This is a genomic window from Sediminibacterium ginsengisoli (genome assembly GCF_900167075.1).
GTDB lineage: Bacteria > Bacteroidota > Bacteroidia > Chitinophagales > Chitinophagaceae > Sediminibacterium > Sediminibacterium ginsengisoli.
Genome location: NZ_FUWH01000013.1, coordinates 1 through 22,913, shown reverse-complemented (window position 1 = coordinate 22,913; position 22,913 = coordinate 1). Strand labels below are relative to the sequence as shown.

Sequence of the window (22,913 nt, the reverse complement as noted above, 5' to 3'; positions counted from 1 at the left end):
ACCTTACTGGGATAGGATTACAGAGCTATTTTACGATCAAAAAAATGGGCATTTTGCCCATTTTTTTATTTCTGTCAGAATAATTCCAGTTGCTGGGGAGTATCCGGCGGATCAACCAGGTCCTGGCCTTTAAATATCTCCATCATACCAAATTGCTTATCTGTAATACACATAATTCCAACATTCCCATCAGGCGGAAGTATGGATTTTACCCTTTTTACATGCACATCTGCATTTTCCTTACTATTGCAATGACGTATATACATGCTGAATTGAAACATGGCGAATCCATCACTCATAATCTTTTTCCGGAATGTGGCATAGTGTTTCTTGTCCTTTTTGGTTTCCGTTGGTAAATCAAAAAAAACTAATACCCACATAATTCGATATGCATTTAAACGGGAATGCACTGATTTTCAATAGGATTATTCAATTCATTACCGGATATAATATTTTTCTGGTCTTGCCTTCAAAACATCTCACCAGGCTTGCTGTTGTTCTCTGAACTGCATTCATTAAGGGACTTTTCTGCCCGTCAATCGTTACATCCATTGCAGGAATACCCAATAATTGCTGTTTGAACTTTGTTCCCATGGCGAGATAGTGACCATTCATTCCAACAATGTCGCAAACAATTTTGTCGACATACGGACGGTAAGGTTCCATAATATCGTCTGCAAGACAATATGCATTATACTGGTTTCTATGAAAAATACCCAAAGTAGGTAACATACCCGATGCAACGATGCTACGCGCCACAACTGCTCTTAAGATTGCGTAACCGTAGTTGAGCAGGTTATTAGGTGGTGCCCCTTCCCGTTCGCGGGTGAAGTTCAGGAAAGGAGGGAAGAGATTTTTCCAGTAATAAACGGCTGCCTGCCCTTCGTAATTATCACTGTCGCCACTTTTTACATCTTTTGACAACGCAAGTAATAGTTTGTTTTCTATTTTTTCAGCTGCCAGTAACATAGCCTGGTTGTATATTTTGGCGCTGACCGTTTGCTGCCATAATTGCTTTTTTAAGGGAATGCTCGCTTCAATCTGTGCCTGGAATTTTTTGCTTTGCAATGTGTTACCGTCTAAATTCAGGAACATGCCGGTAGGATGATGTGTTTTATTACAGGTAATTAATGCAACATTATTTTCCAATAACTTGGCCATTAATGCCTGGGTTATGGTAATCTGCTGGTGGTCCATGATCAGTAGCCCGATATCTTCAATCGGAACCTTTTTTGTTTCACCGCTTTCCTGAATCTCCACAACCATCTGCTCATTTATGGTTTTGAGATATGCAGGATTTCCGAAATATAAAGTGCGTTTGATCATTTATGCCATTTAATACTTCCGTCCATATTTATTGTAAAATCATAAGTTTCTACCAGGAATTCGTATTTAGCATAGCTAAACCTTAATGTTGGCTTGGGCGTGCTAAAATCTAATTCCGATTCTGAATAATTATCGTCAATTTTAATTCTGGCTTCGAGATGGTATTTGAAATTGAGACGGCCATCTTTTTCAAAGTTGGTAAATACATATAGCCTCTTCGACAATTCAGAGATGCTGAATGCTTTTAAATCCTCTTTTTCTTTGTAAAAGATTACCTTAATTCCAGACTCTAAAATGTAACTAAGCTTAAGTTGTAAGTCTTTTTTTTCTTTTGAAATAATTGAAGGCTCAAATAATTCCTCAGGTTTTCTTGCGCCATTTTTTGACAAGATATTAGCAACATCAAAAAGGTTTCTATATTTAAATGATTTTTTTTCATCTCCGGAGTATAAAGCAAAATAACTATTCGTTGCATTTGCTGCGTAATAATTTTGTTTATAGTCTATCTTCGAAAGATTTGTTTGTGGTTTGATTATGAGAGGGTCAGAAACGCTAGCCCAAACCCTAATATGCCTTATCTTATTCCCGTGTGGACGGCCATTTTTATCAAGCATGAAAATCCCTTTTTCAAAAGCCTCTTTCAAACTTTCGGCCTTCTCAACCTGTTTCCTTATTTGAGATTTTAATCCTACATCCACAATTTGTTTTTCTATTTCCTCCAAAGTTTTAAAGCCTGGTGTATTTGAGTCTTTTCTGTATTGAAAAGGAACTCTTATTACATATCTTATTTTATCCTCCTGAATAAATTTGCCGGACTCATCTTTTTGTAGTATCCCTTGCGCATCACGCCTGGCTGGTTTTATAGCTCCATAAAATGTTTCCTGATGCAGCTGGCCTCTAATGCTATCTCCTGTTGACCACATTGGATTAGAAGAGTCTTTAATAAACTGTTCTTTGCCTCTTTTTCTTACTTTTCGTTTCGCAGGTGTAAGAGATTGATTATTTACGATATTGTGGATTAGTAAGGTGTCATCGATGTTTAAAATATGTTCTCTTTTAAACCCTCTATACGGTTCTGCTTCAGTAAATTTTTCTTTTTGTTCTTTGCTGTTATAATATTTCTCCAAAATAGCATCCCTTTTAGCGGCAACAGGAATTAGTGTCAATATTGCAGCGTCCTTTGCGTGATGAGAATGTTTGTTTCTATCTTTCTTTTCATCAGGCATTTGCAATTTGTAGATTTTTCTAAATTCCGCAGTTATGCTTCCTTTTTGTATGTCTACCTTTTCGAAATATGTCTTTAGATAATGCAGCGCATATTTAGATATTAACTGTGTATCTACTTTTTGACTATTCTTAAATCCACTTGTTATTTCAGTAATTGTGAATCGGTCTACCTTATTTTTCCAATAGTCTAATTCCATTTGCCATAAATGACGTTGACGTATGGAGTCATCTTTTCTCTGCTTATCGATTGCTTTTTTAGATTTCGATTTCCAAAAATCAACTTGTTGCTTAATACGTTCTATTTTTTCTTTCCATTTTTCAAGCCGAGGTAATATTGGAGAATAACCGTTGTGTGAAGTTTCATAATTGACGAGTTGGCTAGGTATCTGGTTCTTTTTCACTGTACGATTATAATCAGCATAACAAACAGTAAGATTTGCCAAAGAATTGTCAAATGATTTGCTTCTTGGTAACGTATGTTCGAAATCAATTACATTTTCATTGAACAAGTCCGTAATACTAATTAATCTACCTGTATAAATACATTGGCATCCCTGTTCTTTCCAAAGCCTATATTTATCCACTAAAGATTTCTGAGATATAATTTCTTTGTAAGATTTTTTTACATTTTCTGTCCACCTCATCCCTTTAATGTCTTTTTTAGTATTAGTAACTGGGGGCAATGTTTCTTCTTCAGTTTGTTCATACCATAATCTAATTTTATCTATATCCTGCTTATTTTGATTGCTTGCAGATATGTCTGGATTGGTGAATATTAGATGCTCTATTGCTTGGGCAAATTCTTTATTTTCCGACTCACGTTGTTTTTGCCAAGCTTCTATCGCCCAGCGTTTATTTGTATCATTTAATTCCCTTGAAACTTCTACAACAATTCGAGTATCAGTATCTATATGGTTATTTTTAATCATATAGTTAATTAGCTTACGTAATTCATGAAGTGCTCGCATGGCCATTGGATTTTTGAAAGCCCCAGTTTTTGGGCTTCCTAACATTAACAATCCATTCTTGTCAGGCTTGGCTGGTGGATAGATACTGATTTCTGAAGGGTGGTATATGAATGATAATGGTTTATTAGAGACAGAAAAGTTTAATTGCACAAAATGAGCTATTGTGTCAATTAATTTAGGTAAACGATAATAGCCAGCATCCGTTTTATAATAGAAATCATTGCCGGACTTTATTTCAAAATGGCGTTCGCCATTTATATCTTTCCTTTTCAGTTCCGATGTCTTAAAATATGCTTGATAGCAATCGGTGATAGTTTGTATTATTTTTTCTTTTTCAATAGGGTTATATTCCAACCATTTTTTTATACCTAAGGTGTCTTCTACTGCCGTTAGAATATCCTTTTTATCTTGATTGTCTAGTATATAAGAGCTGTCCTTGTACCCATATTTTTGATCGAGGTTTTTATGTCGCGAAACAAGATTATTTACAATATTTAAAATTGTTTTTTGTCTTCTGTTTTCATCAATAAGCGCTCCAATGTGTTGTAAAAAAAACTGTTCGTTGTTAAGCCATAAATCTTGACCGATAATAGATGGAATATTCGCTAACAACACTGCTTCCGTATAAATTAAACCTTTTCTTAAGAAAGTATTGATTTTTCGTATTGCATTAAGGCTTAACATCCCATAACCAACTGGCATGGTATTCCACGCAGTTACAAATTGTTTAGCCTTGGTTTCATCTAGCCTGAGCTTTTCGACGGCAAAATCAAATACAAATTCTTGATCCTCATAATTAAATAGGGTATGCCATATATCTTCAATGTCATACCAACTCTTTCCAGAGATAGAGTTTTTTTCTTTCTCTATTTTCAATTGCATGTAATCGACACCAAAAATATCTCTTAGCCGGGCGGATACAGGGCAACCTGTTACAGTGGTGTTCGCACGATAATTCAGTTCCCAATTATGCCCCGTTTTTTTAACGAGATCAGCAATTTCTGCGAATGGGAAATAGGCTTTTGATTTTCTGAAAAATTTCTCATGATAGATATGCTCTTTCAGTTCCAACGGTAGAGGTTGCCAAGTTGAAGTTTTATCTGTAACAGGTCTATATTTAATATTGTTTAAAAAGGACCATGCGCGGAAAATTTCAAAATCAGGGTGGCTGATTGGTGCTCTATATTTATTAGGCTCCAATGTACATTTGCCAATCAACCCTTTTTGAGAGCGCAAGGGGCGTTTATAAAAAATGCTGCCATCATTTGCGTTTTTTCTTTTCTCTACTAATTTAGTATAAATCGAGTGTTCTAATCCCAATTTCTGAAACAAAAAAATGTATTTGATCTCGTCTTTGTAATTTTCTCGTATGGCATATTGAGCAAAATTTTCTCGTATTCTAACATGATCAGATTCCAATAAAGCAAAAAGCTGACCTATTGTTTTCGCCTCCGGGTATTTTTCAAAAAGATCAGTTATTACTTTGTTTTTCTTTTTTTCGGAACGTTGTAAATCTACTATTTCGTCGTCCGATATATCTTGCTCTTTGTGCTCATCTGTTGTTTTGCGACTGCTTTTGAAGCCTCTTCGTTGCGCAATATGATACAACGCTCTCCCTAACTTAAATTTGTTTTCTATTTTAGTAAAATCAAGATTTATTTCTGCCAGTTCCTTCCGTAATTGATAAGGGCTTGCATATTCAGGCTTCCCGTCATTGTTGAAGTCAAGTTTTATCCATGCATTAAAAAGATGATTATTTATGGGATAAACCCTTCCGCCATTATTGTTTCTAATGGCTTCATCTTTGTCATAGTGACGCCATTTATTTAGATCTTCAATGCTTAACGGGCAATATCCTTCCTTTATCAAGCTTTCAAGTGTAGCCCATAATCTATATTTTCTGGATTGGTATAATCTGCGCGTTGAACGTTTTTGGGTTCGTTCAGCTGCATAGGAATATTCACCTGTTTTTCCTAAGCCGACCCCTTTATTAAAAGTAAGTACGCCAAATTTCTCAATTTGGTTTCCTGTAAGATTAGGATCACGTAAAGCCCATCCTATTGAATTAGTTCCAAGATCAACCGCAAATATTTTATTCATAAATGAATTATTTTAATTTTTTATATTATTTTTGTACAGCAAATCACAATAAGGCTATAAGCCGAAGATTTCTTGGCTCTGCTTCGGTGGAGCTTTTTATTTATGATAATTACATACAAAATAATCTTTTGTAAGAAAAATCAAAAGCGGATTATAGCATACTGTTATATGCTAATTTTATTTTTTCTTGCGTATAAATTAACAAAAAAGCCGGCCTTTTTTGTTACGGGAAACCGTAAAGTCATGAATATCCCTGGCCGATTTATTATAATGCGGTAGCTAAATAGTAGAAAACCGACGGCCTGGGCGAGAAATAATTTTTTGAATTGAATGATGGCGGGCAGTGATTGTGAGATTACTGCCCGTTGTTATTTTGCCACAGCCTGAACAGAACGATCAGTATGATCAGAAATACAAGTGAAATATAAATGCGCTTGGTATGTCTTGCAAGCCATACGGGGAGATAAATATCGAAATTGTCTTTTGTTTCTTCAGTATACCTTCTGGCCACAATCGTAAGCGGGCATGTGAACCGGAACGCGAGCAATACGAGCCCTTCAATAATACACAGGCCAAAGCCGATCCACAACCATTTGTCAATCCGGTTGGCGATGGCGGCATACAGCATATAAAAGATCACTACATTAAAGAAAACCCAGATCAGGGTATGAATGGTTTTCACCAGTGCCAGCTTGGTTTTGATGGTCATAACGGCTGTAAAATAGGCAAAAAGAACTCACCACGGAATCTCTTCATCCATATGAAAGAACCGGCCGGTAGGGCCATCTGCAGGTAAAGTAGCCAGCCTGATGATGGTTAATGCACCTTCAGCCACTTCCAACGGCGCATATTGTGTACCCATATCGGTCTTCACCCAACCCGGATGCGCTGAATTCACTTTCATCCCAGATTCTTTGTATGCATTTGCGAGGTGTATCGTGTAACTGTTCAGCGCTGTTTTGCTGGTATTGTAAGCGAAAGTATGGGGCAGAGGCGCACCCGCTGCATGCATGCCCAGCGAGCCCATATTGCTGGATACATTTACGATACGCGGAGCATCGCTTTTCAGTAATAAGGGTAATAGCTGGTTGGTAAGTCCTACCGCACCCAGGAAATTAACTTCCATGGTACGGCGCAGGATATAAGGCTCAATGGTGCTGGTTGAGTCTGCCGTCAGATCGGTTTCAAGTAACACACCCGCATTGTTCACAAGTACATCGAGATGGCCATGGCGTTCGTTCAGCAGAGCTGATAATGCACGGAAGCTGCTTGGGTTATCGAGGTCGAGCATGACCGGGTATACCTGTGTGGTATCTGCAAAATGGGAGAGCGCCTTTTGCCCGGCCTCCGCGTTGCGGGAACCGAGATAGACAGTATAGTTCAATGCTGCCAGCTGACGGGCAACTTCCAGTCCGATGCCACGGTTGGCACCGGAGATCACGGCTGTTTTTTGTTGCATTCGCTAACTTAACGTAATCAGCCGCAATAATTCCTGGGCTTATGACCGAATGCTGATTTTATAAAATGAAACGGCAGTATTATTGGTTGAAAGGTTGGTCTTCAGCCTGCGCAGAGTCCCCCTTCGGGGAGACATCTGCTCAGGCTGAAATGAAACACTACCACGTGGTGTATACACAGCTAGTCCCCGCGAGCTCTCCCGGAGAGGACTCTGCGACGTCTATCCCTGATCAGCAGTGCGTTTCTTTTTCTTCACCGGCTTATCCTCATCCAGCAATATCGCCCATGCTTCCATGGAACTGATATGCTGGAATATGATCTTGAGCATCGCAGCGAGCGGTATAAAGAGGAACATACCCGGAACTCCCCAGATAATATCGCCGGTGATCACTGCAATGATGGTAATGAACGGGTTCATCTTCATTCTCGAACCTACTATCCTCGGCAGCAAAAAAAGTGCATCGATAAAATGAATGATCAGCAATGCAACAGCAGCTTGAATAGCTGCGGTCCCGGTACTGTTGGCGTAGGTAACCAGCATTACAAAAAGAACGGCGGTGTAAATACCCAGGTAAGGAACAATATTCAGTAACGCAACTATGATCGCCAGCATCATCGCATATTTGATGTTGAGTATCAGCAATGCAAAAAAGCTCAGCAGTAAAACAATCAGGAACTCGAGCAGCAATCCTACGATATATTCCTTGATCACTTTTTTATTTTCCCTGATGATATGTTGTACCTGGTCCGGGTAATCTTTTTCGAGCAGCTTCATTACAAACCGTACCAGTAATCTCCTGTAATAAAGGATAAAATAAGCGTAGATGCACACGAAAAGGATCCACACAATGATATTCCCAAGGTAAAGCACCAGCCTGCTCGCAAAACCTGTTATCCAGGTTACAATGTCTTTGAAAGAACTGCTCAGGTAATTGATCTGGTGCGCCTGGTCTATATGAAATTTACTGCTGAACCAGCTTTGCAGACCTGCAAACATTTCCTGCATTTTATTATTGATATTGGGCAATTCCGTAGAGAACAATGCCAGTTGCGCAGTGAGAAAATAATTGATGGTAAAGAACGCCAGGATGAAACAACTCACGGCAATCATTGAAGCACCGCTGCGGCTGGTACCTTTTCTTTCCAATACATGAACGAGAGGTAACAGTACGATGGCCAGGAGAAAGCCGCCGAATAAAGGGATCAGCAGTGCGGATGCTTCACGTAATATCAGTACTGAAAATACAAGGCATACCAGTGAGATCGCCAGCCGCACGTAAAAGGGTTGCGTTTGCTTCATACTTTAAAGTTAACAAGGAATTTCAGTTGTTCCGTGAGGTTCTGGTATTCAAAAAATGACCGGAATCCGTTTCAAAATGTTCCGGTAAATGAATCGTATCTTTATATAGAATCCAATTCCTGATGTGTTAAAGCGCTGACGTATGCCATGGAACCCCGATGTCTATAACAAATTCAAAGAAAAACGTTACGAACCTTTTTACGACATGCTTGCTCATGTCGATGTAAAGCCGGGAATGCGTATCCTTGACCTGGGTTGCGGAACAGGAGAACTTACAAAGATCATTGCAGATAAATTTAATGGTGCACAGGTGCTGGGTGTCGACAATTCCGCTGAAATGCTGTCTAAAGCACCCCGGCAGGAAAATATAAGCTTTGCACAGCGATCGGTGCAGGAGCAACTCGAACTACCCGGACAATGGAATGCGATCATTGCAAATGCATCCCTTCAATGGGTTGGCGATCACGTATCACTTTTTCCGAAATTAATTTCGAAACTATTGCCTGGCGGACAGCTTGCCGTACAAATGCCATCGCAGAAAGAAAACCTGCTGAACCAGATCCTGCATCAACAGGTACAGGAAGCGCCGTATTACGAGGTATTGAAAGAGACGATACGTTATTCTCCCGTGCTATCGTTAGACGATTACACCCGTTTGTTTTTCGATAACGCGGCCAAAGACATACTCGTTTATCAGAAAGTGTATCCCATCATTGCAGCATCCACTGAGACTTTATATGAATTCATCTCCGGATCAGCGCTCGTTCCTTATATGGAGAAACTGCAAGAGCCGATGCAGGCAGAGTTCATACAGGAATATAAAAACAGGATCGCCGCCCATTTTACAACTTCACCTATGATCTATGCTTTCAAGCGGATCATACTGGTGGCTAAATTCTGATCAGTTTGCCTTTCTGATATGAGCTTTTAAACAAAGTAAATTCGGCCTTTTAAACAAAGCGGACCGGAAAACCGCGCTCTACTTTTGTATCAACAAAACAACATCAAAATGATACAAAACAATTACCAGGGCGCATTACAGCTCCCGCTCGGCTCAGGATTCAACGCTCAGTCAACAACAGCAGATGTGATAGAGGGGATCGACCTCAGCGGCAAGATCGCCATCGTTACCGGTGGCAATGCCGGCATCGGGCTGGAAACAGCAAAAACATTAGCAGGTGCAGGTGCCATAGTGCTCGTTCCGGCGCGTGACGCGGAAAAAGCAAAAAAGAACCTGCAAGGCATTGCTAATATCGAGATTGAAAAAATGGATATGATGGATACTGCATCGATCGATGCATTTGCTGCAAAATTTCTCGCATCAGGCCGTCCGCTGCACCTGCTGATCAATAATGCAGGAATTATGTGGGTGCCGCTGCGTAAAGACCCACGTGGTATAGAGTCGCAGCTGGCTACCAATTATATCGGACAGTTTCATCTTACTGCAAGACTCTGGCCTGCACTTAAAAAAGCAAATGGCGCAAGGGTTGTGAATGTTTCTTCACTCGGTCATCACATGTCGCCGTTCAATTTCGGTGATCCCAATTTCGAACATCGTGCCTACGAAACTTTACAGGCTTATGGTCAGTCTAAAACAGCGAGTAATCTCTTTGCGCTGGAACTCAATGAACGTGCAAAAGCTTTTAATGTAAGTGCTTATTCAGTGCACCCGGGTTCAATAGGTGGTACAGAGCTGGCCCGTGAAGCTCCTGTTGAACTGTTCCGCCAGATGGGTTTTCTCGATGAGAACGATAACCTGCGCCCTGAAGTTGCCGCAACGCTGAAAACGATCCCGCAGGGTGCTGCTACTACTGTCTGGGCTGCTACCAGTGCGCAGTTGAATAATACCGGTGGTGTTTACTGTGAGGACTGTGATGTAGCCGGACTGTCCGTTCATCCGGACCAATTGCATAAAAACGGCGTACAGGCATATTCGCTGGACGAACATAATGCAAAACAACTCTGGGAGCTCACGGAAACGATGACCGGAATTGAATTTGACGTCTGTTAAATTAACCCTGTTAAATCATGACATGCTGTTATGAGTATCGGCGATACTGAATAGCGGCATCGTTCTAAAAATAGATCAAATGCAGAATTTACAAGGCAAGACCGCGCTTATCACAGGCGGCAACAGCGGTATAGGTTATGCCGCAGCCAAAGAACTGGTTGCGAACGGGGCAAAAGTGATCATTACCGGCCGCAGAAAAGAAGCTGTAGAAAAAGCTGCGGCAGAATTGGGCGCGGTTGCAATGATCGCGGACCAGTCGAAAATGGCAGACATTGAAACGCTTTCAGCAACTGTAGCAACACAATATGGAAAGATCGATATTCTTGTGGTGAATGCAGGGATCTCCAAACTGACCATGATCGAAAACGCTACGGAAGAATTATTCGATGAAGTGATGGACCTGAATGTGAAAGGCGCTTATTTCACACTGAGCCGTTTGATACCGGTATTGAATGACGGTGCATCGGTAGTGTTGATCTCATCGTCCTCGGCATCAAAATCTATCCCGCAAACATCTGTATATGCTGCAAGCAAGGTTGCGATCAATGCAGTGATGAAAATAGCCGCCGTAGAACTGGCCCCGCGCAGGATCAGAGTGAACGCGGTAAGCCCCGGGCCTTTTGCTACAGAGATCATGGAAAAAGCGGGTCTTAACGATCCTAAGACGCAGGAGTTCATTAAATCCGGTGTGCCGCTGGGCAGGCTTGGTATTCCGGCTGAAGCTGGTAAGCTGATCAGTTTCCTTGCCGGTGATGACGCGGCTTATATTACCGGTGCTGAATATCTTGTTGATGGCGGTCAATCGTTAAACCGGTAGCCCGAAGACCTTATTTTTGTAAAAGCTAAATGCGGTACCGTTATGGAATACCAGGCTAAATATATTACGGAAGATATCAAGCTGTCGTGCTACGAGGATAAGTTCTTCAAATCGGATGTCATGTTCGGCCAGCACATGCTGATCTGGTTCCTCTCCGGCGAAACCAAGATCATAAGGCCCGAAGGTTCATACCTGTTCAGGAAAGGTGATATTTTCCTCATTCCGAGAAACCAGCTGGCTACCATCATCAATTATCCCAAAGACGGGCAGCCACATAAAACGGTGGTAATGCACTTAACCACGGACTGGCTTCGTAGTTTTTATGCAAAGCAAAGCGTGAAGCCTTTTACGGAAGATGAGCAGGGCATACGACACTATTCAGGTCATCCTTTGCTGGAAAGTTGTCTTGCTTCGCTGGTTCCGTATTTCGACATGAAAGATCTGCCCGCGGATCTCGCCAACCTGAAAATAACCGAGGCTGTTACAATATTGCGTTCCATAGATCAGGGCATCGATAATGTGCTCGCGAATTTTGAAGAGCCTGGAAAAATTGATCTCGCCGATTATATGGAGAAGAACTTCATGTTCAATCTGCCAATGGAAAAATTCGGTTACCTCACGGGAAGAAGCCTCACTACTTTCAAAAGGGACTTTAAAAAGATATTCGCCACCACACCGCAGCGCTGGCTCACTAAAAAGCGCCTTGACCTGGCACATTACGAATTTGTGCAGAAAAAGAAAAAACCGATCGATGTTTGTTACGAAGTAGGGTTCGAGAATCTGTCGCATTTTTCTTTTGCTTTCAAGAAGCAATTCGGGTATGCGCCATCGGTGTTGCTGGCGGGGGAGGTGTAATACCAGCCGGTGTGGTCGACAGACCAATGATCCGGAGCATGTTTCAATCTTCAGACGGTGTGTCGCTCAGGCCGCTGGGCCTCGTCTTTGTTCTCTCGCTGATGTCTCCCGAAGGGGACTCAGCGCAGCATGCACTTGCGATTTCTAAAGCTGCTTATAGATTTCAATCTTCAGACGGTGTGTCGCTCAGGCCGCTGGGCCTCGTCTTTGCGCCAGCGCTTCTTTGGCCTCTATCGAAATGCGCTTCGCATCATTTCGATTACCTGCGCTTCGCTGGGTACCGAACCCAAAGAGGCGCCTCTGCAAAGACTGGTAGGATCTTCTGGTTAATGGTTAACCGTACCGATTCTACATTGTCTCTGATGTCTCCCAAAGGGGGACTCAGCGCAGCACGTGCTTACTATTTTTAAAGCTGCTTATCCATTTCAGTTTCCGGTCGAATGCATGCTTCCGAATGGTTATGGTCAGGCGAGCAACAACGGCAAGGCTCCGTTACCGGTCGCCTGACCGGCAACAGTAAGTTGAATTTGTCTTAATTTTAAAAAGGTAACCTTTTTAAAGCTATGCTGTCGGCCTGGCGGAATAAAAACAAAATCCTTTAACTAATGAGGCGGTGCAAAAACATGAAGTATATCCTTTTTTTATTTTTTTCCATTGCGGTCAATGCCAGCGCTCAGGATATTGATGTTTTATTGATAGGGGTTTCTCATGATTATAGTAAGTATCCCAAACAGGACTTTTCCGGCCTGCATAATAAAATCAGAAAGTTTAAGCCTGATGCATTTTTTGGTGAGTTTCTGAGTAGAGAAGATGAGCGGCTCGTGATGGATTACTGGTGTAAACAGCCCAATATCAATCGGCTAAAAATGCTGCGGAGTAATCATACTATAAAAGATGAATTACTGCCGCATACGATTGACAGTTTAAAGAAGCTATCGCTGCTGAAACCCAATGATTATCGCTTGAAAACCGATTTGGCTCATGCTTATTACCTTGACCAGGATGTGGCAAATGGCCATTATCAGTTCTGGCAGGTTTATGATTTCCTGCAGCAGAAACAGGATGCAGCACTTGAAAACTATGTCGGAAAATTGCTTAGTCCTCAGTTGGATACAACCGGGCGAAGTATGCGAAGGCTGAAAACTTCGGAATATGCTTTTATAGCATTCCCGATGATGCGTGAGTTCGGGATTCAGGAATTACTTTCCATGGATTGCCAGGACTATGATTTGAATTGGCAGGCCTCCTGGGTAGCATTCGACACAGCATTCACTTTATTCAGGAAAAGCCTCACAGCTTCTGCTGAAGCTGATTTAAAATCAGCTTTGGACAGTATGAATAAAGGATTTGATAAGTATAAGAATATCGAAACCTCTTCAAATACCATGACGGAATGGTTGAACACGGATGAGGCAGCCGCGATTTCCGCCTCGGGAGATTTTTACCTGCCCGTTATGTATAAAACGAATGGTTTTCCCAAAGAAGAAATGCTTTCAAAAATACATTGGTGGCTGATGAGAAACGAGGGCATGTGTCATAATGTTGTAAACAGGGCGAGAATGACAGGCGCTAAAAAAGTGGTCGTCATCGCCGGCGCCAATCATCGAAAGTATATGCAGGATATATTCAGGAAGATGCCGAATGTAAGGGTGAGGAATATTAATGAGGTTGATTAGATGGTGTATACGTGTTAAATCTGTAAGTGTTTAAATTGTAACTGTATATGTTTTAAAACGGTTTATTTTACAAGCCCTTAATAAAAGTTTCGACGAAGTCAACAATGCGTTTTAATATTCTGTTGCCAGAGCTCTTACGCTCCAATAAACCAGGCTTCGCACCTTCAATCAACTCCAATACTTCATCGCGGAGCGGTACTCTTTCGGCAAACAGATAGTTTTCGATCAATTTTTCTGTTTTGTCTACAGATAGATTTTCTTCAACAATTATCTTGGAAAGTTCTCTACGTTGTTCTTCATCCCAGAATTTATCAAACTCTTCTTTAATATCTTCTACATCTGCTATTCTGACAAAGTTTTCTTTTATGAATTTGTCGATCAATTCCCTTTTGCTTCTAAGCGTTACTTCTGAATTCAAAAGATTGGATATTTCAGTTTCAATGGCTGTTTTATCCTTAGCTTTATTGTTTGTCTTTAATTTAATTAATAGCTGGAGGATATAAGTAACATTTATGGTATCTCTCCTGATTAACTCAAGTTCGAAATCGATGTCTTCCAGTATTGAAATTTTGGTCGAATCTTTTTTGAGGCTAATCTTATCTTTAAGATCCTGATACTTCCCGGTGAAATTCTTAAAAATTTGCTCTTTAATATTCAGGTCGTTCCAGTCAAATTCAGTGTAATGTTCCATTTTTTTAAATAATCGCATTACTTCCCGGAACGCAAGAACGAACTGCATTTGGTCCTCTTCTGAATACAGGTCATCTACTGAGTCAAAGGTTGGAGTGATATCGGATAGGGCATCAACCGCTTTGTTAAACTGTATCACATATTTTTCATATGGTTCAACAATTACCTCATCTATCGCATCTTTATTACTGAAAAGAGTAATAGCCTCATCAGTTTTTTCTTTTAAATTTCTAAAGCAAACAATATTGCCTTGGGTTTTGTTTTTATCGTGTATGCGATTCGTTCTGCTAAATGCCTGGATCAGGCCATGATATTGTAAGTTTTTGTCGACATAAAGGGTGTTGACATATTTACTATCGAACCCGGTAAGGAACATGTTGGCAACAAGGAGAATATCGAGATCTTTATTTTTTGCTTTTTTCGCTACATCGTTGTAGTAATTGTAAAAGCTGAGACTATCTTTTGTGCTATAAGCTGTGCCATACATTTCATTAAAATCCTGAATGTACGTATCTAATAAATCTCTTCTGTGTGGTATAAGTTGTTCAGATTCTTTCAATTCTTGTGCGCGGCCAGTATCGGATTTGATCTCAAAATCCAACGGATCTTCATTCTGAGCGAAACTAAATATTGTAGCTATCTTTAAATGATGAACGCTTGTCTTCTTTTTCGCTTTGAATATTTCATAATATTTAATTACTGAGTCGATGTCCTGTACGCACATCATCGCACAATAAGCGCCATTTTGTGTTTTCTGTGAATGATATTGCAAAATATAATCTACAATAGCTTCTTTTCTTTCAGGTGCTTCAAAAACTTCTTCCTCGTTGATCTCCTCAACTTTGAGGTCTATAATATGATCTTTTTGTTTAAACGTTTGTATGTATTCTACTGAAAACCGAAGGACATTTTCATCACGGATAGCATCGGTGATCACGTATTTATGAAGGCATTTGCCAAATAAACTATTCGTTGTTTTTTCTCCGTTCGAATTCTCGGCCAGGATGGGAGTGCCTGTAAAACCAAATAATTGAATGTTTGTGAAGTAATTAACTATTTTTTTATGTGTATCGCCAAACTGGCTGCGATGACATTCGTCAAAAATGAAAACCATGCGTTGGTGCTGTATGTCTTTCATCCGCAGGATATTTTTTCCTGCTATAGCGTAATTTAATTTTTGAATGGTAGTAACAATTATTCTGACTGTTGGATCATTGAATTTCTGAATTAATTCAGACGTGTTATCAGCACTGCTCACACATCCTTTACTGAATTTTTCATATTCCTGGTTTGTCTGGTAATCCAAATCCTTCCGATCTACAACAAAAACTACTTTTTTTATAGCCGGTATATTTGCTAATATCTGGCTTGCTTTAAAACTGGTTAAGGTTTTACCACTTCCAGTCGTATGCCATATATAGCCATTTTTGTTGATGTCATAGCCGTTCAAGATGATATTTTCGGATACTTTTTTAATAATATTTTCTACCGCATAATATTGATAGGGCCGGAGAATCATTAATTTTTTCTCAGTGGCATGAAGCACTATATACTTACAGATCATCTTACTGACATGACAAGGCTCCAGGAACGCATCTGTAAAACCGTTAAGAATATTATTAAGTGGTTTATTGTTTTCGTCTGTCCAATGGAATGTTTGCAGATATTCCTGTTTACTTGTGCCGAAATTGCTGAAGTACTTAGTATTAACCCCATTGCTTATTATAAATATCTGCACGAAATGAAAAAGCCCGTGCCCGGCACCAAAACTATGTTTCCGATAACGATCAACCTGATTGAATGCTTCTTTAAGCTCAAGCCCGCGACGTTTTAATTCTATTTGCACTAAAGGGAGGCCATTAATCAATAATGTAACATCGTATCGGTTTTTATATGTACCCTCTTGTGATACCTGGTTTGTTACCTGATATTGGTTTTGACACCAGAATTCTGTATTGAGAAATTCAAAATAGAGATTATCTCCATTGTCTTTAATAATATGTTGTTTTTGGCGAAGCGTATGGGCTTTCTCAAAAACAGAACCTTTATTGAGAATATTAAGAACTTTCTCGAATTCGGTATCGGAAAAATTAAGATTATTATGTTTTTCCAGTTGCGTTTTCAGGTTTTGTATTAAGCTAGCCTCATTCGGAACAGATACAAACTGATAGCCCAATTTCTGTAATTGAGCTATCAGTTTTTCTTCCAGTATTTGTTCGGACTCCTTAGACATAAGCTCTAAAATAATAAAATAGTAATTATAAAGCTTATATAATATTCTAATAATTTCCTTTATTTCAGCCCTTTGAACATCTGGTCAATTGCCTTTTTTTTCTGTTCCAGGTTGGGGTGAACATAGAGGTTTAGGGTAGTGCTGATATTGGAGTGGCCTAATAGAACACTAACGGTTTTATAATCACATTGGCTTTCTATACACCGGGTAGCAAAACTATGCCGGAGGCCGTGAAATTTCAGATCCGGCATGCCCAGTGTTTTCATCAGATTTTTATAATAAGTTCTGTAAGTTCTCGGCTCGGTCGGTTTAGCGTCATTTGTCAGGACAAAAAAAGCTGGGTTCACCACTTTTTTTATAGGTTTTAGCATTCTTAAGAGGTCTTTATTCATAGGAACCTCCCGGATAGAGTTTTTTGTTTTAGGTGTGTCAAGAATTATTTCAGTTTTGCGAATGTTCCCCTCGATGTTATAAATGCGTTGAATAGTTCTGCGGATGCTGATGATGCCATTGTCGGTATCAATGTCTTCCCATGTAAGAGCACAGATCTCACCAATGCGCATACCTGAACAAAGACATACATATACCCCAAGGTTTCTGAATGTGAAATGCTCCTGGATGTATTGCATCATTTTCTTCTGATGTGTACGACTTAACACCTCAATGTTTTGTTTTATTCTTTCTGTAGGGAACTGAATATCGAGTTGTTGCGGTACGAGCCATTTGTTTTTGATCCCGAATTTCATGACCATTTTTAATACGATCAGTATATCCTTCACCGTTTTCTGGCTAAGACCTTGCTCCAGTTTCTGAAAAACAAAAGCCTGTACTTCGGTTTCGTCAATGTTATATTTATTGCCAAACACCGGAATCAGGTGATTCTCGAGCAATAGGAGGTAAGCTGAAAAGCTTGATCTTTTTACGTACTGTTTTTTGTCTGTTTTCCATAGCGATACAATCTCTGAGATACTTTTCTGTTGAATCATATAATCGTTTTAATGTTCAGGTCAAAGAAAAGCAATAAGGGATTTATCTCAGGACGATAAATCATTAAGGTTCCCAATTTGCGATTCCCTGGGTTTGAGGGGGAGTGGGAGATCGTAAAACTGAAGGACTGTTCAGTTTCGTTAGATTATGGCATGAATGCTGCTGCAACCCTATATGATGGTGAAAATAAATACATCAGAATTACTGACATTAATGAACGGTCTTCTGAGTACATCTCCAATCCGCCAGTATCTCCCGAAGGTGACCTTACAGACCATTACTTGGTGCAAGAAAACGATATTCTACTTGCAAGGACTGGTGCAAGTACGGGGAAAAGCTATCTATACAATGTTGAGGACGGTAAGCTTTATTTCGCAGGTTTCTTAATTAGAGCTCGAATAAAGGAAGTATACAATGCACGATTCATATTTGCGCAAACTCAAATCGAAACCTACAAAAGATGGGTGAAACTAATGTCAATGCGATCAGGGCAACCGGGTATAAATTCCCAAGAATATGGTAGCTATGAAATTGCAATTCCTTCTAGGAAGGAACAAGATAGAATTGCTTCCTTTTTAGAACTCATTGACCGACGCATTGCCACCCAAAACAAAATAATTGAGAAACTTGAAACCCTAATTAAAGGAATAAGAGAGGGTCTTTTAAATAAACAACTTAGATTTTTGGGGGCTAGTGACGATTGGAAGAAGTACAAGGTTTCTGATTTTCTTGAGTTCTTTCCGACGAACTCGTTGTCATGGGAGCAATTGGATTACTATAACGGTGGAACTCTATATAATTTGCATTATGGCCTTATTCATCAAGGAGCACCAACTCTAATCGACACAGATAGCTATACACTACCGAAAATCAAATTAAGCTCAAATCCTAGCAATTTTACCCTTTGTGAAAATGGAGATATTGTTTTTGCCGATGCATCGGAAGACACAATCGACGTGGCAAAGGCAGTAGAGATTATTAATTGCGGAGACAAGAAAATTGTTTGTGGCTTACATACCATACATGGGAGAGATAAGCTAAACCTCACAGTTAAAGGCTTCAAAGGTTATTTATTTCGTTCTAGGATTTTTCGGCATCAAGTAAGACAGCTCGCCCAAGGCACGAAGGTATTTTCGGTAAGCATCAGAACGTTTAACGAATGTTACGTTGACATTCCATCAATGAAAGAGCAATTAAAGATATCAGCGGCACTCACTAAGATTGATCAAAGAATTGACTGTGAAAAGAAACTATTGACAAGATACAGGCAACAAAAGGGTTATTTATTGGGTAGCCTTTTCATATAAAGAGGTTGTCTAAAAAGTATTTTTGTTGGCGTTGATATAGTGTTAGTATTCCTTTTTCAATTTCATTTTTTTGACTAATACTGTCGAGCGCGGCAACAACGTAACGTTGTTCCTTTTCTGAAGGAATTTTGAAAGAGATTTTCTTAATTGTATTCTTTGATAAACTTGGAACTCCTGATGCTTCGTTATGTTCTTTCCAATTGATCGACTGAAACGCGTAAAAAAGGAATTTGGGAAGAACATCCGTAAACGAATGTGTAAAAAATAGAGTGTCTACAGTCCAAATTTTACCTTTGTAATACATCGGCTTGTCAATAGTACCCTTTCTGCCGATACAAACCGTTTCTCCATCGTGTAAGAAGGAATCAACCTTCGTCATCAGGCCACCCGTTCCAAATACAGGTATCGCCCCTTCGCCTAAATGCCGGCAATCTCTTCCACTTGCTATTTTTAAAACGTCTTCAATTTTTTTTGTTTGCCAAACGGGAAAACTGCTACCGTTGTCCATAAATCTCAATCTACCAGCAAGTAAACACTCTCTTATTCCTTTAATTGAGGATTTGAACAATCATTAGGTCAACTATAGTCTGCCTAAATGAATAATTTTTGCAAGAAATATTTTTTTTGCTCTTCCAAATTTTGAAGTATCGACACTTGCATTGCAATTTTTTGGTCTAATTCGGAGAGGACATTGGCAATTTTGTCCTGCTCTTGGATACAAGGCACATAAAATTTTATTTTTGCAAAATTGTCATAAAATAGATAATCTCTTACACCGCCTTCAACGTTCTTTGCTACTTCCTTACCAAAGAAGTTTGTTTTCAAATATTGAAACAAAAACTGATCGCGTATCGATTCTTTTGTTTTAAAGCATACATACAATGAGCTAATAATAATATTTTCTAATTCTCCGCTATAGCCAACCGAACCTACATTAATTCTCGCTGGATTATAGGCGAATGTGTTCTTGCCAATAAGTTTATACATTTTTATATCATAGCCCCGCTCATCGCTATCAATTCCGTCAAACTGTTCATTTTGCGGTACGAATCCCGATTTGTTATTTATGGAGTAAACGGGCAACTTTTCATTATTTTTATTACGACTACTAACCACTTCCGTCAACTCTCCAAATTTAGTCTCTCGCCAGTCAGGGAAGTACTGCCCTTTGGGGTACTTAAACTTTAATCGGCGAGAAAACAACTTCTTAGTGACGGTTTGTTTTAGCGACCTAAAATCCTCAATTATTTTGTTTTGAGTTGCTATTCTCCTATCTATTAAAGCTAAAAATGACGCAATTTTATTTTGCTCATTTAGTGTTGGGAAGCGTATGCTTAGTACAGCCAGTTCACTGGAATAGAGATGAACAACTGAAATTCCTTGGGCTAATCGGGCTATATCCATTTTTTTCTTACTGTTTAAATAGTAGGAAAGAAAGATACCGTTACAGGCGGCCCTGATTATATTCAGATCACCTCCTAAAGCTATGCCAGCCTTTATCACACAAGAGGCTGTTGCAATATCCAATTGTGTCTCTCCTGAAGAAGGAATTATAACATCATTTGCTTTACTAAATACTAAATCCTGAGCATCAATATTAGTTCGTGATTTTATCTCATCGATTACTTCACCGTAGTGTGTATATAGTTCGCCATATCTTATACACTCCGTTATGCCATTTTCGGCAATCTCGCTTTTTGAAATACCTTTTCCTTTTGAAAATTCAGCTATCTCCCCCAACTTCCTTTCCTCCCACTCCCCCTCAAACCCCGGGAATCTCAAATTGGGAACGTTACGATTTTTTAATTTCTTAGTCGCCATCTCAATTACTTTTAGTATCAGCTATAAACATTAAGGATTGCCAGAAGTCTAAAAAACTAATCCCAATTCTTTAAAATAACCTTCAATTTCTTTATCAAGATCAGCCCTTTTAGCTTCCAGTTCTTTTATTTCACGCATTACAGCTTGTATATCTATTTCTTCTTCTTCTTCAAACGTATCTACATATCGGGGGATGTTGAGATTATAATCGTTTTCAGCAATTTCTTTCAGAGATGCCAGATGACTGTATTTTTCAATAGCAGTTCTGTTTCTGTAAGTATCTATGATCTTATTGATATGCGTTTCGCGTAGTATGTTCTGTGTCTTTACTTTTTCAAAGTCATTACTTGCGTCAATAAATAATATATCATCAGGGTTTTCACGACATTTTTTGAATACCATAATGCAGGTCGGAATACTTGTGCCATAGAAAATATTAGCAGGCAGACCAATTACTGCATCCAGGTAATTTTTATTTTCAATCAGATATTTACGGATGTGAAGTTCTGCAGCTCCCCTGAATAAAACACCATGTGGCAAAACAACAGCCATAATGCCATTTTCAGCCAAATGATAAATCATATGCTGTACAAAAGCAAAATCCGCCTTGCTGGCCGGTGCCAATTTCCCGTATTGACTGAAACGATCATCACTAGTAAACAAAGGGTTTGCGCTCCATTGTGCAGAAAACGGTGGATTTGCAACGATGGCTTCAAAAGGCATTTTGTCTAAATGCTGAGGATGCTCCAGCGTGTCCTCCTGCCTGATATCGAACTGGCGATAATGCACACCGTGCAGGATCATATTCATCCTTGCCAGGTTATAGGTCGTACGATTCATTTCCTGGCCATAAAACATTGCCACATCTTTTACTTCTCTTTTTACACGAAGCAGAAGAGAACCGGAGCCGCATGTCGGATCATATACGGATTTTAGTTTATGTTTACCGGTGGTGACTAGTTTTGCCAATATCTTTGAAACCTCCTGAGGGGTATAAAATTCACCCGCCTTCTTGCCCGCGCCACTAGCAAATTGTCCGATCAGGTATTCATATGCGTCGCCCAGTACGTCAAGTTCAGTGTTATTCAGGTTGAAATCAATTTTGTCAAGATGGGTGAGTACCTTAGCAATGATTGCATTTCTTGCTTGCGGTGTTTTACCTAGTTTGGTACTGTTCAGATCCATGTCTTCAAAGAGGTTATCAAAGTCCTCTTCGCTTTCAGTACCCATTGTACTCAACTGAATATTAGTCAGTATTTTTTGCAGATCTTCAAGAATGAAATTCGTTTTACGCTCATCAAACTTTTCTACATCTTCTTCATTATCTCCCTGTCCTCTTGCTGCAACTTCACTGAACAGTTCTTCCGGCCTCAGAAAATACCCGAGTCTTTCTAACGATTCTTCTTTGATAGCATCTAAAAATTCATTTGCTTTAGGCGTTTTAGCCGTAATACTCCGGAATTTGATTTTGTCCTGCTTCAATATATCATTGGCAAATATTTCCATTTTCTCACTTAGGTATTTGTAGAAGATAAACCCAAGTATATAATCGCGGAATTCATCCGCATTCATTTTCCCCCGTAGCGTATTGGCAATATTCCAAAGCTGTTGCTCAAGCAACCTTTTTTGCTCTTCAGACATAAACAGTTAGTAGTTTGTGTGAGTGAATTATGCTATTACTGTAAATATATAGCTTAAAATAGTGGAGTTATAAAATCCTTAATGCGGGAATTTAAGGATGATTACACTTATTAATCAGTATGGCGTGTTTCAGAGGGATACCATAAAACAAAAAAGCCTCACATTTCATTGTGAAGCTTTTTGCGGACCGGACGGGACTCGAACCCTCCCGACCTTCGGTTGGGACGTGACAGGGCGGCATCAGAGTTGTGTCACAATATTTTTGTCAGAAAGGATGAGATTTTTGATTTGCATGTGGCTGTATTTTTTCAAAGCTTTCTCCCTGATCAATGCATCTTTTTTAGTTGGCAATAACTCAACATAAACCAATGTCCACGGGATTTTAGCAGAAGTGTAGTGGGATTCTCCATTATTATGCTGCACAAGACGGCGTAAGGGATCTTCCGAAAATCCCTTGTAAAAAGATCCGTCAGCTCTGCTTTGAATGATATAGACG

18 protein-coding genes are annotated in these 22,913 nt (G+C 39.6%); 6 read left to right on the top strand and 12 right to left on the bottom strand.

Features of this window, described 5'->3' with window-relative positions; genetic code table 11:
* Positions 1-74: 74 nt before the first annotated feature.
* The 6 genes from cas2 to B5D42_RS16425 form a co-directional block, all read right to left on the bottom strand.
* Positions 75-380: a CRISPR-associated endonuclease Cas2 gene (cas2, locus tag B5D42_RS16450; protein WP_078832638.1), complete on the bottom strand. Its 306-nt coding sequence runs from the start codon at positions 378-380 to the stop codon at positions 75-77.
* Between the two features lie 49 nt (positions 381-429).
* Positions 430-1,326 carry a type II CRISPR-associated endonuclease Cas1 gene (gene cas1, locus B5D42_RS16445; protein ID WP_078832637.1) on the bottom strand — a complete coding sequence of 299 codons (897 nt, stop codon included), beginning with the start codon at positions 1,324-1,326 and terminating at the stop codon, positions 430-432.
* On the bottom strand, positions 1,323-5,621 hold the full coding sequence (gene cas9, locus B5D42_RS16440; protein ID WP_078832636.1) for a type II CRISPR RNA-guided endonuclease Cas9: 4,299 nt from the start codon (positions 5,619-5,621) through the stop codon (positions 1,323-1,325). The genes cas1 and cas9 overlap by 4 nt, the downstream gene beginning before the upstream one ends.
* A gap of 355 nt (positions 5,622-5,976) precedes the next feature.
* Positions 5,977-6,330, bottom strand: a complete 354-nt coding sequence (locus tag B5D42_RS16435) for a hypothetical protein (protein ID WP_078832634.1) — start codon at positions 6,328-6,330, stop codon at positions 5,977-5,979.
* Between the two features lie 27 nt (positions 6,331-6,357).
* The gene (locus B5D42_RS16430) at positions 6,358-7,080 is read right to left on the bottom strand and encodes an SDR family oxidoreductase (protein WP_078832633.1); all 723 of its coding nucleotides are present in this window, start codon (positions 7,078-7,080) and stop codon (positions 6,358-6,360) included.
* Positions 7,081-7,299: 219 nt separating this feature from the next.
* A complete protein-coding gene (locus tag B5D42_RS16425) occupies positions 7,300-8,379 on the bottom strand; it encodes an AI-2E family transporter (protein ID WP_078832632.1) in 1,080 nt (359 codons plus the stop codon).
* A 142-nt stretch (positions 8,380-8,521) separates the two neighbouring features.
* Between B5D42_RS16425 and B5D42_RS16420 the strand changes: the two genes are divergently transcribed.
* The 5 genes from B5D42_RS16420 (at position 8,522) to B5D42_RS16400 (ending at position 13,738) form a co-directional block, all read left to right on the top strand.
* The gene (locus B5D42_RS16420) at positions 8,522-9,280 is read left to right on the top strand and encodes a methyltransferase domain-containing protein (RefSeq protein ID WP_078832631.1); all 759 of its coding nucleotides are present in this window, start codon (positions 8,522-8,524) and stop codon (positions 9,278-9,280) included.
* 108 nt (positions 9,281-9,388) lie between these two features.
* Complete coding sequence (locus tag B5D42_RS16415; protein ID WP_078832630.1) at positions 9,389-10,390, top strand: SDR family NAD(P)-dependent oxidoreductase; 1,002 nt, start codon at positions 9,389-9,391, stop codon at positions 10,388-10,390.
* 79 nt (positions 10,391-10,469) lie between these two features.
* On the top strand, positions 10,470-11,207 hold the full coding sequence (locus B5D42_RS16410; protein WP_078832629.1) for an SDR family oxidoreductase: 738 nt from the start codon (positions 10,470-10,472) through the stop codon (positions 11,205-11,207).
* A 42-nt stretch (positions 11,208-11,249) separates the two neighbouring features.
* On the top strand, positions 11,250-12,062 hold the full coding sequence (locus B5D42_RS16405) for a helix-turn-helix domain-containing protein (RefSeq protein WP_078832628.1): 813 nt from the start codon (positions 11,250-11,252) through the stop codon (positions 12,060-12,062).
* A gap of 623 nt (positions 12,063-12,685) precedes the next feature.
* A complete protein-coding gene (locus B5D42_RS16400) occupies positions 12,686-13,738 on the top strand; it encodes a DUF5694 domain-containing protein (protein ID WP_078832626.1) in 1,053 nt (350 codons plus the stop codon).
* A gap of 67 nt (positions 13,739-13,805) precedes the next feature.
* Here B5D42_RS16400 and B5D42_RS16395 read toward each other — a convergent pair whose 3' ends face one another.
* Together B5D42_RS16395 and B5D42_RS16390 are read right to left on the bottom strand one after the other, a co-directional pair.
* Positions 13,806-16,661 carry a type I restriction endonuclease subunit R gene (locus tag B5D42_RS16395; RefSeq protein WP_078832625.1) on the bottom strand — a complete coding sequence of 952 codons (2,856 nt, stop codon included), beginning with the start codon at positions 16,659-16,661 and terminating at the stop codon, positions 13,806-13,808.
* Between the two features lie 59 nt (positions 16,662-16,720).
* On the bottom strand, positions 16,721-17,647 hold the full coding sequence (locus B5D42_RS16390) for a tyrosine-type recombinase/integrase (protein WP_078832624.1): 927 nt from the start codon (positions 17,645-17,647) through the stop codon (positions 16,721-16,723).
* Between the two features lie 78 nt (positions 17,648-17,725).
* Between B5D42_RS16390 and B5D42_RS18025 the strand changes: the two genes are divergently transcribed.
* On the top strand, positions 17,726-18,955 hold the full coding sequence (locus tag B5D42_RS18025; protein ID WP_217698849.1) for a restriction endonuclease subunit S: 1,230 nt from the start codon (positions 17,726-17,728) through the stop codon (positions 18,953-18,955).
* Here the strand turns inward: B5D42_RS18025 and B5D42_RS16380 are convergent.
* From B5D42_RS16380 to B5D42_RS16365, 4 genes are all read right to left on the bottom strand, one after another.
* Entirely contained in the window at positions 18,948-19,463 is a 516-nt protein-coding gene (locus tag B5D42_RS16380; protein ID WP_078832622.1) for a restriction endonuclease subunit S, read from the bottom strand. The genes B5D42_RS18025 and B5D42_RS16380 overlap by 8 nt on opposite strands.
* 83 nt (positions 19,464-19,546) lie before the next feature.
* A complete protein-coding gene (locus B5D42_RS16375) occupies positions 19,547-20,776 on the bottom strand; it encodes a restriction endonuclease subunit S (RefSeq protein WP_078832621.1) in 1,230 nt (409 codons plus the stop codon).
* 48 nt (positions 20,777-20,824) lie between these two features.
* The gene (locus B5D42_RS16370; RefSeq protein ID WP_078832620.1) at positions 20,825-22,417 is read right to left on the bottom strand and encodes a type I restriction-modification system subunit M; all 1,593 of its coding nucleotides are present in this window, start codon (positions 22,415-22,417) and stop codon (positions 20,825-20,827) included.
* A 240-nt stretch (positions 22,418-22,657) separates the two neighbouring features.
* Positions 22,658-22,913 (bottom strand): GIY-YIG nuclease family protein (locus tag B5D42_RS16365; RefSeq protein WP_139367213.1); only part of this gene is annotated, 256 nt, incomplete at its 5' end.